The 14809-nt window shown below is 48.3% G+C and carries 13 protein-coding genes; 5 read left to right on the top strand and 8 right to left on the bottom strand.

What is annotated here, in order from left to right:
- Positions 1–44: 44 nt before the first annotated feature.
- The 4 genes from glgA to topA form a co-directional block, all read right to left on the bottom strand.
- Positions 45–1505, bottom strand: coding sequence for a glycogen synthase GlgA (glgA, locus tag AC6R03_RS13825; protein WP_500629086.1), 1461 nt, complete (start codon positions 1503–1505; stop codon positions 45–47).
- A complete protein-coding gene (gene glgC / locus AC6R03_RS13820; RefSeq protein WP_500631909.1) occupies positions 1495–2712 on the bottom strand; it encodes a glucose-1-phosphate adenylyltransferase in 1218 nt (405 codons plus the stop codon). Before glgC ends, glgA begins: the two co-directional genes overlap by 11 nt.
- Before the next feature lie 342 nt (positions 2713–3054).
- Positions 3055–4749: a GGDEF domain-containing protein gene (locus AC6R03_RS13815; protein ID WP_500631908.1), complete on the bottom strand. Its 1695-nt coding sequence runs from the start codon at positions 4747–4749 to the stop codon at positions 3055–3057.
- Positions 4750–4967: 218 nt separating this feature from the next.
- Positions 4968–7595, bottom strand: a complete 2628-nt coding sequence (topA, locus tag AC6R03_RS13810) for a type I DNA topoisomerase (RefSeq protein WP_500631907.1) — start codon at positions 7593–7595, stop codon at positions 4968–4970.
- A gap of 339 nt (positions 7596–7934) precedes the next feature.
- Between topA and AC6R03_RS13805 the strand changes: the two genes are divergently transcribed.
- Complete coding sequence (locus AC6R03_RS13805; RefSeq protein ID WP_334551034.1) at positions 7935–8183, top strand: YciN family protein; 249 nt, start codon at positions 7935–7937, stop codon at positions 8181–8183.
- Between the two features lie 73 nt (positions 8184–8256).
- On the opposite strand, the gene aroA is transcribed toward AC6R03_RS13805, so the two are convergent.
- Positions 8257–9537 (bottom strand): 3-phosphoshikimate 1-carboxyvinyltransferase, encoded by a 1281-nt coding sequence (aroA, locus tag AC6R03_RS13800; protein ID WP_500631906.1) that lies wholly within the window; start codon positions 9535–9537, stop codon positions 8257–8259.
- Positions 9538–9676: 139 nt separating this feature from the next.
- Complete coding sequence (locus AC6R03_RS13795; protein ID WP_500625813.1) at positions 9677–10132, bottom strand: outer membrane lipoprotein; 456 nt, start codon at positions 10130–10132, stop codon at positions 9677–9679.
- 18 nt (positions 10133–10150) lie between these two features.
- On the opposite strand from AC6R03_RS13795, the gene aat reads away from it, so the two are divergent.
- The 3 genes from aat (at position 10151) to infA (ending at position 11867) form a co-directional block, all read left to right on the top strand.
- Positions 10151–10858 (top strand): leucyl/phenylalanyl-tRNA--protein transferase, encoded by a 708-nt coding sequence (aat, locus tag AC6R03_RS13790; RefSeq protein WP_500629091.1) that lies wholly within the window; start codon positions 10151–10153, stop codon positions 10856–10858.
- Between the two features lie 9 nt (positions 10859–10867).
- Complete coding sequence (locus tag AC6R03_RS13785) at positions 10868–11566, top strand: arginyltransferase (protein WP_334551038.1); 699 nt, start codon at positions 10868–10870, stop codon at positions 11564–11566.
- A gap of 82 nt (positions 11567–11648) precedes the next feature.
- Positions 11649–11867 (top strand): translation initiation factor IF-1, encoded by a 219-nt coding sequence (gene infA, locus AC6R03_RS13780; RefSeq protein WP_001040192.1) that lies wholly within the window; start codon positions 11649–11651, stop codon positions 11865–11867.
- A gap of 73 nt (positions 11868–11940) precedes the next feature.
- On the opposite strand, the gene AC6R03_RS13775 is transcribed toward infA, so the two are convergent.
- Together AC6R03_RS13775 and cysS are read right to left on the bottom strand one after the other, a co-directional pair.
- On the bottom strand, positions 11941–12519 hold the full coding sequence (locus tag AC6R03_RS13775; RefSeq protein ID WP_500625810.1) for a thymidine kinase: 579 nt from the start codon (positions 12517–12519) through the stop codon (positions 11941–11943).
- A 96-nt stretch (positions 12520–12615) separates the two neighbouring features.
- Positions 12616–13998, bottom strand: coding sequence for a cysteine--tRNA ligase (gene cysS / locus AC6R03_RS13770; RefSeq protein WP_500629093.1), 1383 nt, complete (start codon positions 13996–13998; stop codon positions 12616–12618).
- Positions 13999–14210: 212 nt separating this feature from the next.
- On the opposite strand from cysS, the gene AC6R03_RS13765 reads away from it, so the two are divergent.
- The gene (locus AC6R03_RS13765; protein ID WP_334551042.1) at positions 14211–14705 is read left to right on the top strand and encodes a peptidylprolyl isomerase; all 495 of its coding nucleotides are present in this window, start codon (positions 14211–14213) and stop codon (positions 14703–14705) included.
- The last annotated feature ends 104 nt before the right edge of the window (positions 14706–14809 follow it).

The raw sequence follows: 14809 nt of genomic DNA, 5'->3' as shown, positions 1-14809 counted from the left end.
GCGAACAGACTAAAAAATAGCGTCCGCAATTCAATGACCTAGTGTTAGGCGCTTAAAGCACTGTGGTAGAGTTCGATGTACTCACCCGCCGCTTTTTCCCAACAGAAGTTTTCTGTCATCGCGTGCAATTGAACCCGTTTTATCTCATTGAGATTTTGCGCGTAGAGCAGCAAAGCACGAAGCATAGTCAACAACAACGCAGTCGGCGTTGGCTCATCAAACACAAACCCAGTAGCGATTGACGGATCATCGTCGTAATGGTGAACCGTATCTTTCAGTCCACCCACACCACGAACGATTGGCAGCGTACCGTAAGCCATACTGTAGATCTGATTGAGACCACAAGGCTCAAACTCTGACGGCATCAAGAAGAAATCACTGCCCGCTTCCACCAAGTGAGCAAGCTCTTCATCGTAAGCCTCGATAAACGCAAATTTGTCGCTGTGTGTGGCTGAGAGCGCTTTAAGATGGCTTGCCAACATCGGGTCGCCGGTCCCAACAATCACCAACTGAACATCGTGTTTGAGAAACTCAGACAGAATAGGGATTAGGTAATGTAACCCTTTTTGCTGCGTCAAACGGCAAACCATGCCAAACATCGCGACGTTTTTTTCGCTCAGTTTCGCTTTTGCTTGCAGCGCCGCCTTACACGCTTTCTTACCGCGTACCATACTCTGCTTCGTCGCTCGGTAATTTAACGGTAAGTGGGTGTCTGTTTCTGGGTTCCATGTACTGTAGTCGCAACCATTAAGAATCCCCACCAGATCATGGCTTCGGCTTTGAAAATCTTGCGCCATACCATGACTGCCCAGTTCGGTCTTGAGCTCTTGCGCGTACGTCGGGCTAACCGCGTTCACCTTATCAGCGGTTTTCACCCCAGCGCGAAGCATGGTGATGTGCGTTGCACTCACTGCGGCATCCGGCGCGTAATGCGTCTGGAACTCAGGCAGATCGCCGAGCTCATCATAGCTAAAGACACCTTTGAAGACCGCGTTGTGCACGGAAAGAATGCTTTTGGTATGAGCAAAAAAATCGTCACTGGCGTAACGATGCTTGAGAAGGTATGGAACCAGACCCGTGTGCCAGTCATTGGCGTGGACAATGTCCGGCTGAAAGCCCAGTTTCGGCAGCATGTCCAAACTCGCCGCACTAAAAAAGGCGAAGCGTTCACCATTGTCTGAGTAGGCTTGATTGTACTCGGCGTACATGTCAGGACGGTCAAAATACTGCGGACAATCGATGGCATACACAGTGATTCCCGATAGCGCTAGCTGCTTGACGCAATAAGGCGTATGAGGCCAGTGCTCTAATGCCGTCTCTAAAACCACAGTCGCAGACTCAATGCCTGCAACCTTGCGATAAGCGGGAAGTGTGAGTCTCACATCTTGCTCGAGCTCAAAAAGGGCTTCAGGCAGTGCCTTGGCAACATCTGCCAAGCCACCGCTTTTGATCAATCCTTCTACTTCCGATGCTACAAAGAGAATAGAGAGATTCTTAGTAGCCAACACGTGCTCCTTTTGGAATAACGACAACACCGTCATCCGACACGTGGAAATGCTTTTTATCTTCCGTCAGGTTCACACCGATTTGCGTCCCTGGCGCAATATCCACATCCTTGTCGATGATGACGCGACGCAAGACACAGCCTTCGCCGATCTTCACGTCACCTAAAAGGATACTTTCGCTAATATCGCACGCAGATGCAATATTACTTCTAAAGCCAAGCACACATTTTTCAATACGCGAACCGCGTACAAAACTACCGTTACACACTAAACTATCAATAATTTGCACTCGACCATTGTCCGAATCACTAAACGTTGCAGGCGGCAATGGTGGGTAGTAGGTGTGAAGTGGCCATTTACGGTTATAGAGCGAGAATGGCGCGTCTTTGGCAAGTAAGTCCATGTGCGCTTGCCAGTAGGCATCAATCGTACCCACATCGCGCCAATACACTTCTTCTTTCTCGCCAGTGATACGGTTGGTACTGAAGTCGTAAACGAACACGTCGCCACTTGGGAACATCTTAGGAATGATGTCTTTACCAAAGTCATGCGATGACGCTTCATTGTCGGCGTCTTCAATCAACTCAGCAAATAACGTCTCTGCTTCAAAGATATAGTTACCCATAGAGACGAGCGCGTGCTCAGGGTCACCTGGAATCGCTTTCGGATTGGCTGGCTTCTCAGCAAATCCGATCATGCGACCTTCTTCATCCACCTCGATCACACCAAACTGTGACGCCTCTGACAGTGGCATACGCAACGCAGAAACGGTCAGGGAAGCCTCTTTTTCTTTATGGAAATCAAGCATTTGTTTGATATCCATTTTATAGATGTGATCAGAGCCAAAAATACACACTTGCTCTGGCTCCGACAACTGCATGAAACGCAGGTTTTGGTAGATCGCATCTGCCGTGCCTTCGTACCAACGTTTGCCCGTGCGCATTTGCGCTGGGATCGGGTCAATAAAGCGATCCGTAATCCCGCTGATGTTCCACCCTTTTTTCAAGTGATGGAACAGAGACTGAGACTTGAACTGCGTCAGCACGTAAATGCGCATCAAATCCGCATTAACGAAATTGTTCAACGCAAAGTCAATCAGACGGTAACTCCCGCCGAAAGGCACCGAGGGTTTACTTCTTGATTCAGTTAGAGGACGCAGACGCGAACCCTCGCCACCTGCGAGGATCATACCTAAAACACCAGCCATTTTAATCTCCATTTTTATAATATTGTCGATGAGAAAGTGTAATATTTGGGGGGCTCATCGACGCTCCAAAATCTGACAGCGTTAGCGAATGGCGCATGCAAACTGCATAGATCTTACGCGCATTTTGCTACGTAAACGTTTAACACGGCGATTTACTCTACGTTATCTTATTTGCCCAAGATTACAATTTAAAATATACCGTACTTAGATGGTAAGATGAGTTACTTTGCGGATGGCTGATTCAGCTCACATTACATAAGCGATTGCTCACATAAGATTAACAAGATCACCACAAGAGAGTGACGTTCTTGCTCAGTAATAAACCTGTGTTTTATTTATGTTTTATGACAGTTCCATTAGTTGATTCAGGGTGTCATGTGGGCAGTGGTGAATATATATTTTTTCTTGATTAATTTTGGCCTGATAGAGGGCGCGATCCGCCACCGATAAAGCTTGATGCAAGGTCATCTCAGAACTAATCAGAGAGCCACCAACGGACAAACATAAGGCGGGCAATTGGTCTTGGGCTCTTTGCTGTTGAATCGTGTCAATCAATCGCTGTGCTAACGTGCTTAGCACTTCCCTCTGATCGGTTTTGATCAACAACAAAAACTCACTTTCTCCCCAACGCGCAGCAAGGTCATACTCACGAATCGTATCTGAAATGGCTACGGCAATCGACTTCAAACAAGGCGTTTTGTCTTGCCCTATGTGCTCCGCACTCAGCGCGTCACAAAGCCCAGCATCCACCCATATCAAGCCGAATTGGCTCTGTTCGCGCTTACCTCGAGCAAGCTCATTCGTCACTTCTCTTTCTATGCCACGTCGATTAAGTAAGTGCGTCATCACATCATAGGTCGCCAGTTTATCGAGCGCGGCGGTCCGCGCGACAACCAACTTCTCGACGCTTTGACGCGCCTCTAAGAGCTCTCTTTCAACAACCGCTAAGTCCGCATCAACGGTCACAGCATCCAAATGGGAGTGACGCCGACCACGAGCCATCGTGTGTAGGCGCGTGAACCACCTCTCTAGCGGCATCAACCACTCTTTGGCTGCATACAGGTAGAAGAGTACACTCAGTACCAACGCGAGGCCTAGGTAAATAAACAACAAATAATCCAGCATAAAGAGTGGCAGCACCGCGTCTACATTCAGCAGCGTCAACTCAAACCAGCCCAATGCGTCGATGTAATGCATCATGGCCACCACATTACCTGCATCTTGCTTGAGCATCAGAAACTGTGACTCACGGCCATTCAGTTGTTGATACAACGCCGACTGGATGATTTGGTAATCACTATCGTTGTCTATCACCTCTTGCAGTGTCGGGCGGCTTTGACCTTGCTCACCCAATGGAAACACAAAGCGATCGGAATCTCGGATCAATTGCACGCGCAATTGGCGATCAATAAACAGGGTCGAGAGTGGTGAGTTCTTGTGGTGATTAAGCTGACTGACCAACATATCAATATCCAAACCCGTACCGACAATGCCCAAAAACTGGCCATCGACAATAACGCTTTGGTTGATCCACGCTTTGGTTACCCCCAAGTGAGAGTCTTTATCAATGTTGACCGCCAGAGGCGTTAAGCTCGATTTTTGCTCAAAGTACCATTGGTCGTCATCCGCGTTAGGCTCTAAGGTGTATCGTTGAAAGTCACCCGTTCTAATACTGTTGACATCATTGAAGTGATAGGAAAGGTCTTGATCGAGTGCAATAAAAAAGTTTTTGGAATCAAAGCGCCATCGGTAGTGTTCGAGCGTTTCTTGGGCCACGGAGCGATAAACACCATCTTGAGCATTCTGCGCCCAGGAGGTGATGTTGGGGTGTCTTGCTAGCTCCTGCGCCAAGGCGATTTCCGTGGTCAACGGCGCAAGAGTTTTCTCTACATCATATTGCGCGATGATTTGACCATACTTCCACATCAACTCCTCGATAATATCATCGATAATATGCTTAGAGACCGCATAGGCTGCCAAACCGAACGCCACACAGAGTACGAAGATTGCGAAAAATAGTCTTAACTTTAGAGTCATCTTTTTATCTCACCAGAGATAGATCAATAGAAGTTCAGATTGAAAATGTCAAAACAGAACCAGCGAATCATCACAAAGTTGATTATTTATTTGGCAAATGGGGATCGCCATCCCATTCACCATACTTATTATTGTTAGTTCTAAAACTAAAAAGGCAGCCTAGATTGGCTGCCTTTGGGGTCTGCTGAAGACGTGCTTATCGTAAAGACATCGTCATGTTACTTGGCGGATTTTTTACGCTTGTCCGACACTTCCCATTTTCCGTCGATATACAAAGCAGTGTAACCCGTTGGCTTGCCTTCTACTTCTGAGCGCACGTAGTTCTCTTTAGTCTTACGGCTAAAGCGAACCACCATAGGCAATCCGTCCGGATCCTTTTGCGGCGCTTCGGTCAAGTAGAGGAACTTAGGCGACAAACGGTCTTTAAATCTCACCAACTCTTCAACTAGAGGTGCGCGAGTTTCACGAGATTTCGGGAACGTACTCGCTGCGAGGAAGAGACCAGACGCACCGTCTCTGAGCACAAAGTAAGCCTCTGAGTTCTCACAAGGTAGCTCAGGAAGATGTACAGGATCTTCTTTAGGCGGCGCTACCTCACCATTTTTCAGAATCTTACGCGTGTTCTTACAGGTCTCACTGGTGCAGTCCATGTATTTACCAAATCGACCGTTTTTCAGCACCATGTCACTGCCACATTTGTCACACTCAACGACAGGGCCATCGTACCCTTTGACTTTAAACTCGCCCTTTTCAACCACATAACCTTCACAGTTCGGGTTGTTACCACACACGTGCAGTTTGCGCTTGTCGTCAATCAAATACGCGTCCATCGCGGTTTCACAGATAGGACAACGTTTCTTCGCTCGCAATGCCGCGGTTTCAACGTCTTCTTCAAGGACATTGATGATGCCCTCTTCGTCACCGAGGTTAATGGTGGTTTTACAACGCTCTTTCGGTGGCAGCGCATAGCCCGAACACCCTAAGAAAACCCCTGTCGATGCGGTGCGAATTCCCATTGGACGTGAACAGGTCGGGCATTCGATGTCGGTGTAAACGATATGATTAGGCTTCATACCGCCTTCTTCTTCATCTTGCTCAGCTTGTTCAAGATCTTGAGTGAAATCTTTGAAGAAGCTATCGAGGACCGATTTCCAGTTGGCGGAACCCTCAGCGATTTGGTCGAGCTTCTCTTCCATCTTAGACGTGAACTCGTAGTTCATCAGCTCATCAAAGCTACCATCAAGACGATCGGTGACGATCTCACCCATCTTCTCGGCATAGAAACGGCGCTGATCCACTTTCACATAGCCACGGTCTTGAATGGTAGAGATGATAGATGCGTACGTCGACGGACGGCCAATGCCGCGCTTTTCAAGCTCTTTAACCAGTGCCGCTTCGGTGAAACGAGCAGGCGGCTTGGTGAAGTGCTGCTTAGGATCTAAGCTCACTAGGTCAACGTGATCGCCCACTTGCACTGGCGGTAGAATTTGGTCTTCGTTCTTACCCATCGGGCGCTGAACGCGTGTCCAACCGTCAAATTTAAGAATACGACCTTTCGCTTTCAGCGTGTATTGTGCCGCTTTAACGCTAACGGTGGTGGAATCGTACTTAGCAGGGGTCATCTGACATGCGACAAACTGATTCCAAATCAAAGCATAGAGTTTGTGCGCATCCGCTTCCATGCCTTGTAAATCCTCGGCTTTCACCGCGACATCAGAAGGACGAATCGCTTCGTGCGCCTCTTGCGCCCCTTCTTTGCTGCCGTAAACATTCGGTTTGGCGGGTAAATAGGCATCACCGTATTCACTGCCAATAAAGCCACGCACACTGTCGACCGCTTCTGCACTCAAATTGGTCGAGTCGGTACGCATATAGGTGATGTAACCGGCTTCATACAACCTTTGAGCCAGCATCATGGTTTTCTTTACGCCATAGCCAAGACGTGTACTCGCCGCTTGCTGCAACGTTGAAGTAATGAAAGGTGCGGAAGGCTTACTGGATGTCGGGCGATCTTCGCGCTTGCACACTTCAAACGTGGCGTTTTTGAGCACATCCAGCGCCACTTGAGTTTGCGCTTCATTGACGGGCTTAAATGCCGTGCCATTTTCTTGCGCGACTTGAAGACGAAAATCCGTCTTGTCCGCCGTTTTGGTGTTGGCATGAATGTCCCAGAACTCTTCAGGAACAAATGCTTTGATTTCACGCTCACGCTCAACCAGCAGTTTCACCGCTACCGACTGCACGCGACCAGCAGATAAGCCTCGAGCCACCTTTTTCCACAGCAGTGGTGACACCATAAAGCCCACAACGCGATCCATAAAACGGCGCGCTTGCTGTGCATTGACGCCGTCCATGCTCAACTCACCCGGTTTTTGGAATGCTTGTTGAATCGCGTTCTTGGTAATTTCGTTAAATACAACGCGTTTGTATCGCTCTTCATCGCCGCCGATGATCTCACGAAGGTGCCAAGCGATGGCTTCTCCTTCGCGGTCCAAATCGGTGGCGAGATAGACGGCGTCCGCGTCTTTAGCAAGCTTTTGCAGCTCTGCAACCACTTTCTCTTTGCCGGGTAGGATTTGGTAGTTTGCTTCCCAACCGTGGTATGGGTCGATGCCCATCTTTTTGATCAGTGCTTTCCTGTCTTTCTCTTTCTTGATTTTGGCTTTTTCTTCAGCGCTCAAACCTTTTGTCGAGATCGCCGCCGCCTTCTGGCCTGTGCTTTGACCCGCAGTTGGTAGGTCACGGACGTGACCAACACTCGACTTCACAATGAAGTCTTTACCTAAATACTTATTGATGGTCTTCGCTTTGGCTGGCGACTCCACAATAACCAGTGACTTACCCATAATCGACTCAAGTGTCCTATTTCGGCAGCGCTTTTAGCGCACGATATACTTAAAATTTTGCTTCTTTTTTTACTATTGAGCGAGATTGCAAGAAGATCAATACCTTTTTTAAAAAAGTCAATTGACTGCTCGACAATTCGACGACTCTCCCACTATGGGTAATAAAGAAGGGCGCACATACTATAGATAGACTCAGCGATGCGCTTTAGAAATCGAAACGATTTTTGCATTTGCTCACAAAAGCGTAGCCGCACTGTCCTCTTTATCCAACGTAAACACGCATTGAAATTATGGAAAAGATGCTTAGAATTCGGCTATCAATATCAAAGAGGTAACCCCATGAGCGATAAAAAGACCATCTCAGAAGCGGAATTATTGATGATCGCCAATCACATCATCCAAGAACATGATGACTATATCGAAGGGATGCGAGCGACTAGCGTAGAAGAAAAAGAGGACGTATTGGTATTCAAAGGTGACTACTTTCTTGATGACAATGGCCTACCTACCCAAGAGACGACCGCCGTATTCAACATGTTTAAATACCTCGCTCATCACCTGTCTAAAGAGTTTACACTCGCAAAATAACCGAGCGATAGCCCCTCTCTCGCCCCAAAAAAAGCCAAGGACTTTTGCCTTGGCTTTAATCCATTCACCTTCGTTAGCAGCTCAGCGCCGCCAATTTTTCGAAGTAGTCTGGGAAGGTTTTAGAGGTGCACTTGGGATCATTAATCGTCACTGGCGTATCGCTCAGTGCAACCAACGAAAAGCACATGGCCATACGGTGATCATCGTAGGTATCGATCGCAGCGTGTGTCAGCGTTGCTGGCGGCGTCACGATAAGGTAATCCTCACCCTCTTCCACCTCTGCACCGACTTTACGCAGCTCCGTTGCCATCGCCGATAGGCGATCTGTCTCTTTCACGCGCCAGTTATAAACATTGCGTATCGCGGTTGTCCCTTTTGCAAACAGCGCGGTGGTGGCGATGGTCATCGCCGCATCGGGAATATGGTTGAAATCCATATCTACCGCTTTAAGCTCGCCCACGCGTGATATGACGTAGTCATCCCCCCACTCAATCTGAGCGCCCATTTTTTCAAGAGCATCAGCAAATTGAATATCGCCCTGGATACTGTTTTTGCCAATGCCGGTGACTTTGATCTCTCCGCCTTTAATCGCGGCGGCAGCCAAGAAGTAAGACGCGGAAGAGGCATCACCTTCAACCAGAAAATCACCCGGGGCGAGATAAGATTGGCCACTCTGGATCACAAATTCTTGGTAGTCGCGGTTCTCTACTTCAACACCAAACTGCTTCATGATGTGCAGAGTGATATCGATGTAAGGCTTTGAGACTAACTCACCAATGATTTTGATCGCCACATCCCCTTTCGCCAGCGGTGCTGCCATAAGGAATGCGGTCAAAAACTGACTCGAGATGGAGCCGTCAATTTCAACGGTACCACCAGAAAGCCCCGTGCCTTGAATTTTCAGCGGTGGATAGTTAGGGTTTTCCAGATAGGTGATCTCCGCACCAGCTTGACGCAGCGCGTCCACTAAGTGACCAATCGGGCGCTCTTTCATGCGCGGCTCGCCAGTCAGCACATAGTCGCCAGTGCCAAGGCAGAGCGCCGCAGCCAATGGGCGCATCGCCGTGCCAGCATTGCCCAAAAAGAGCTCAAGTGCGTTCTCGCTATGAAATGCGTGACCGAGCCCTTCCACCTCACAGACCGTTTTATCGTCCGATAAGGTGTAGCTGACGCCCAGTTGCGTCAGGGCATTAAGCATATGGCGAATATCGTCGCTATGGAGTAAGTTTGTCAGGCGTGTTGTCCCTTTTGCTAGCGCAGCGAGCAGCAGCGCACGATTTGAGACACTTTTTGAACCAGGTAAGTTGACCTCACCATTGACTTTATTGATCGGTTGTAACGTAAGGCTTTCCATTCAGTGAGTTGTTCCTTTATCACCCTCATTCCTATTGAGGGCAATGAAAAATTCTTCGTACTGGCAGACTAACTAAAATCCCCGGTTAAAACCAGAGCTAAGTCACGTACAAATACGATTGAGTGCCTGCGTGACTCCATCAATAGGTCTTATCCACTCGAACGCCATTGTCAAAATACAAAATCCTGACTTTATCCCCGCGACTAAATAGCATGTTGGGGTCCACATCTTGAATCACATCCACCAATTGGCCGCTGTCGGTTTCAATCAACAGCTCAACCAGTTTATATTCCACTTTATAGGTTTGATTGGCACGATGCCTTGCCACACTGGCTCCCGCGACGGCGCCTACCGCCGTTGCCACCTCTCTCCCGGTACCATCACCAAACTGATTGCCGACCACACCACCAATAACGGCACCTAACAAGGTTTCCCAGCCATTCTCGCGCGACTGAACGGTTTCTTCTTGACTGATGTAGCGCACGGTATCCACTGCGCCAAACACCACTTCGTTCACAGGTCTGGCAACATTTCTCTGATAAGCAGCATTGGCAAACAGAGGAAAAATCAATAAGATCCAAGTCCACTTTTTCATCTCACGTCCTCTTCGATTATGACGATATATTTGACTGAGTTAGACCCACAAACGCTGAGCTTTCCGTCTCCATTTGAGGCGTTAGAAGAGCCCAACGGCCTACTCGCCTTTGGCGGCGATCTCTCACCAGAGCGCGTTGAACTGGCTTATCAGCACGGCATCTTCCCCTGGTTTGGGCCAGGTGAACCCATCTTGTGGTGGAGCCCAGCACCGAGGGCGGTCTTTTATCCTAAGACCTTTGCCCCGGCAAAAAGTCTCAAGAAGTTTCAAAAAAAACAGCGTTACTCTGTGAGTATAAACAAGGCGACCGCACAAGTGATCGACTATTGCGCCAGTGTTCGCCCTGCCGATGAGACATGGTTGAACGAAGAGATGCGTGACACGTATAAGAGGTTGGCGAAGAAAGGGCGCGTTCATTCGGTCGAAGTGTGGCAAGACGAAACCTTGATTGGCGGTCTCTATGGCGTCAGCGTCGGCCAACTGTTTTGTGGTGAGTCGATGTTTAGCCTCAAACCCAACGCCTCCAAAGTGGCGCTTTGGTATTTTTGTCGTCACTTTGCCCGTCATGATGGTCAGCTCATTGACTGCCAGGTGATGAATCCGCACCTTGACTCATTGGGCGCAGAGGAGATAGAAAGAGAGGACTTTATGCAACAACTGCTATTATTAAAAGCACAAAGCGTCAAACTAGGCTGTTTTGCTCAGCAAACCTTAGCCGATGAATAGAGAACGTGAATGAGCTCTGATTTACAGCAGATTCGAATTGGATTAACCGACAGTCACCCATGCAGTTACCTCAAGGAGAGGCAAGAGCGCGTGGCCGTTGCACTCGACCCCAAAATGCACAGCGCTTCCAGTTACGAGGTGCTGTTGGCCAATGGGTTTCGCCGTAGCGGCGACACCATCTACAAACCGCACTGTGACCATTGCCAATCTTGTCAGGCCCTGCGAGTATCACTGCCCGACTTCGTACCAAGCAAGAGTCAAAAGCGTCTCTTGGCCAAATCACGCCATCTGACTTGGCAACTCAAAGAGACCTTAGATGAGGATTGGTTTGATCTCTACTCACGCTACATCATCGCTCGTCACCACCAAGGCAGTATGTATCCGCCGAAGAAAAACGAGTTTGCTCAATTTTCACGTTGCAACTGGCTCAACACCCAATACTTACACCTCTATGATGGCGAGCGTTTAATTGCGGTCGCGGTCACCGATATTCTCTCCAATAGTGCCAGTGCATTTTATACCTTCTTCGACCCAGACATCGATTTATCCTTAGGCACCTTAGCGGTCTTGCTGCAAATCACCTATTGTCAGCATGCTGGAAAACAGTGGCTCTATCTTGGCTATCAAATCGATGAATGCCCGGCTATGAACTATAAAGTCCGATTTGCTCGTCATCAAAGGCTAGTAAATCAGCGTTGGCAAGGGTAGAATACGCCCCAACTTTACTTAATTCATTTTTATCGGCCTTTCTCGCCGCTGAAAATCGCCCATTTTTTTAAAAGAGGATTAAATGGCTAAAGAAGACGTAATTGAGATGCAAGGCACGGTCCTTGATACTCTACCAAACACAATGTTCCGTGTTGAACTAGAAAACGGCCACGTCGTGACTGCTCACATCTCTGGTAAAATGCGTAAGAACTACATCCGTATTCTTACTGGTGACAAAGTAACTGTAGAGATGACTCCATACGATCTATCAAAAGGTCGCATCGTCTTCCGTGCTCGTTAATCTTTGATTATCAGACACCAACAAAAAAGCGGAGCTTAGCTCCGCTTTTTTGTTGTCAAATCGCTGGAAAACTTTATTTACCCAGCGCTTCTTTGTAGTGCTCACGACACACCGACACGTATTTGTCGTTGCCCCCGATGGCCACCTGATCACCGTGAGCGATGGCGTTACCCTCTTCATCGGTGCGAATCACCATGTTAGCTTTTCTTCCACAGTGACAAATCGTTTTCAGTTCAATCAGCTTATCTGCCCAAGAAAGTAAATACTTACTTCCTTCAAACAGCTCACCAAGAAAATCGGTTCTTAGACCATAACAGAGCACAGGAATATGCAGTTTATCCACCACTTCGGTCAACTGGTAAACTTGCTCTTTAGTGAGAAACTGACATTCATCGACCAAGATACAGTGACGCTTTTGTTGTTCGTTCAGCGCTTTGATCTCTGCAAAGAGATCCGTCTCAGCGCGAAACAGCTGCGCGTCAGATTGCAAGCCGATACGAGAGCTGACTTTACCGATGCCGTAACGGTCATCTAACGCTGCGGTAAAAATCACCGGCGTCATACCACGCTCTTGATAGTTAAAAGACGATTGAAGTAGTGTGGTGGATTTCCCTGCATTCATCGCAGAGTAGTAGAAGTACATCTGAGCCACGAAAGGTTACCTGTAGCAAAAGGGGCAACATGAGCGTACTCAATGCGGCCGATTAAAATGACAAAAAGGGCTGAAAAGTCAGCCCTTAAGTTAAAATTATTTACGACGCCAGGTGGTCCCTTCTGGGCCATCTTCCAAAACGATACCCATCTCAGTCAGTTTGTCTCGCGCCATGTCCGCGTTTGCCCAATCTTTAGCGGCGCGACTGTCGTTACGCAGTTTGATAAGCGCTTCAATCTCGGCCACTTCGTCGTCATTGCCCGCGTCGCCTTTTAGGAAAGCTTCGGGATCTTGACCAAGAATGCCGATGATATCTGCCAATTCGCGCATCAACACACCTAAACCGTTCGCGGCATTGATGTCTTCGTTCTTCAAGCGGTTGATGTCACGCGCCATATCAAAGAGCACTGAATAGGCTTCCGGCGTATTGAAATCGTCGTTCATCGCTTCGGTAAAGCGAGTGATGTACTGCTGCCCACCCGATGCGGAGGCCGACAGATCCAAGCCACGTAGCGCTGTGTACAAACGCTCTAGCGACGCACGCGCTTGGTTGAGGTTCTCTTCGCTGTAGTTCAACTGACTGCGGTAGTGACCAGACATCAAGAAGTAACGCACAGTTTCTGCATCGTAATGCCCCAACACATCACGGATAGTAAAGAAGTTACCCAGTGACTTGGACATTTTTTCTTTGTCGACCATGACCATACCACTGTGCATCCAGGTGTTCACGTATTGTGTCCCGTGTGCACAGCAAGATTGTGCGATTTCATTTTCATGGTGTGGGAACTGCAGATCGGAACCACCACCGTGAATGTCAAAGTGATTGCCCAAGATCGACGAGTTCATTGCCGAACACTCAATGTGCCAGCCAGGACGGCCCGGGCCCCATGGTGACTCCCACGTTGGCTCACCCGGCTTCGACATTTTCCACAACACGAAATCAAGCGGGCTACGTTTTGCACTTTCCACATCAACGCGCGCACCGGCTTGCAGCTGATCCAAATCCTGTTTTGACAACTTACCGTATTCGTCAAATTTGCCCACTTCAAACATCACGTCGCCATTATCGGCTACATAGGCAAAACCACGCTCGATCAGTTTTTCAACCAAGGCGATGATTTCAGGGATAAATTGTGTCGCGCGAGGTTCAACATCTGGGCGCTTCATATTCAAAGCATCAAAGTCAGCGTACATCTCACCGATAAGACGTTCTGTCAGCGCATCACAGCTCTCACCGTTTTCGTTTGCACGTTTGATGATTTTGTCATCAATGTCGGTAATGTTGCGCACGAACGTGAGATCGTAGCCTAGGTAGCGCAGGTAACGTGAGACCACATCAAAAGACACAAACGTACGGCCATGACCGATATGACAGAGATCGTAGATGGTGACGCCACAGACATACATGCCGACTTTGCCAGCGGTGATGGGTTTGAATTCCTCTTTCTGTCTTGTGAGTGTGTTATATATCTTTAACATGATCTCTATCTAATAAATGAGTGAAACAAAATAGTGGGGCAGTATATCAAGTCCTGCTTGGCGAAGTCATCCCTAACTCGGCGAAAAACCGACTATCCTTGTGACAAAGGGCCAGTACGTGAACAACACGACTGACTTTGGACGTAGGAAAGTCGTAAAACTTACGTTAGAATCTTGCCTTCACATAGAAAATCGACCGAAAGGACATAATCATGATCACCCTTCACACTAATTTTGGTGACATCAAAATTCAGCTAAACGAAGAGAAAGCACCGGAAACCAGCGCAAACTTCCTTCAATACTGCCGCGACGGTTTCTACGATAACACGCTATTTCACCGCGTTATCGACGGTTTCATGATTCAAGGCGGTGGCATGGAGTCTGGTCTTCGCGAAAAGGCTACTCGTGCTCCTATCAAGAATGAAGCAAACAACGGCCTAAGCAACAAAGTGGGTACACTAGCAATGGCACGTACCATGGAGCCACACTCTGCAAGCTCTCAGTTCTTCATCAACGTAAACAACAACACCTTCCTAGACTTCCGCAGTGAAAGTCTTGACGGTTGGGGTTACTGTGTCTTCGCTGAAGTCGTTGAAGGCATGGACGTTGTTAACCAGATCAAAGGTGTCAGCACGGGTTCTTACGGCATGCACCAAGATGTACCGCTTGAAGATGTTGTGATCACTGGCACAACGATCGAAGAATAATCTATCCAGAGAGGAGCTGCCTAATGCAGCTCTTTTTTTCCTATATTGGGCGCCTTTACCCTAAACCTGTGATTGTTTTGCCCTACCCTTTCAGCCCACTGGGC

The sequence above is a fragment of the Vibrio sp. R10-SG-ISO4 genome (assembly GCF_059834135.1).
This window is presented reverse-complemented; position numbering and strand designations above follow the sequence as displayed.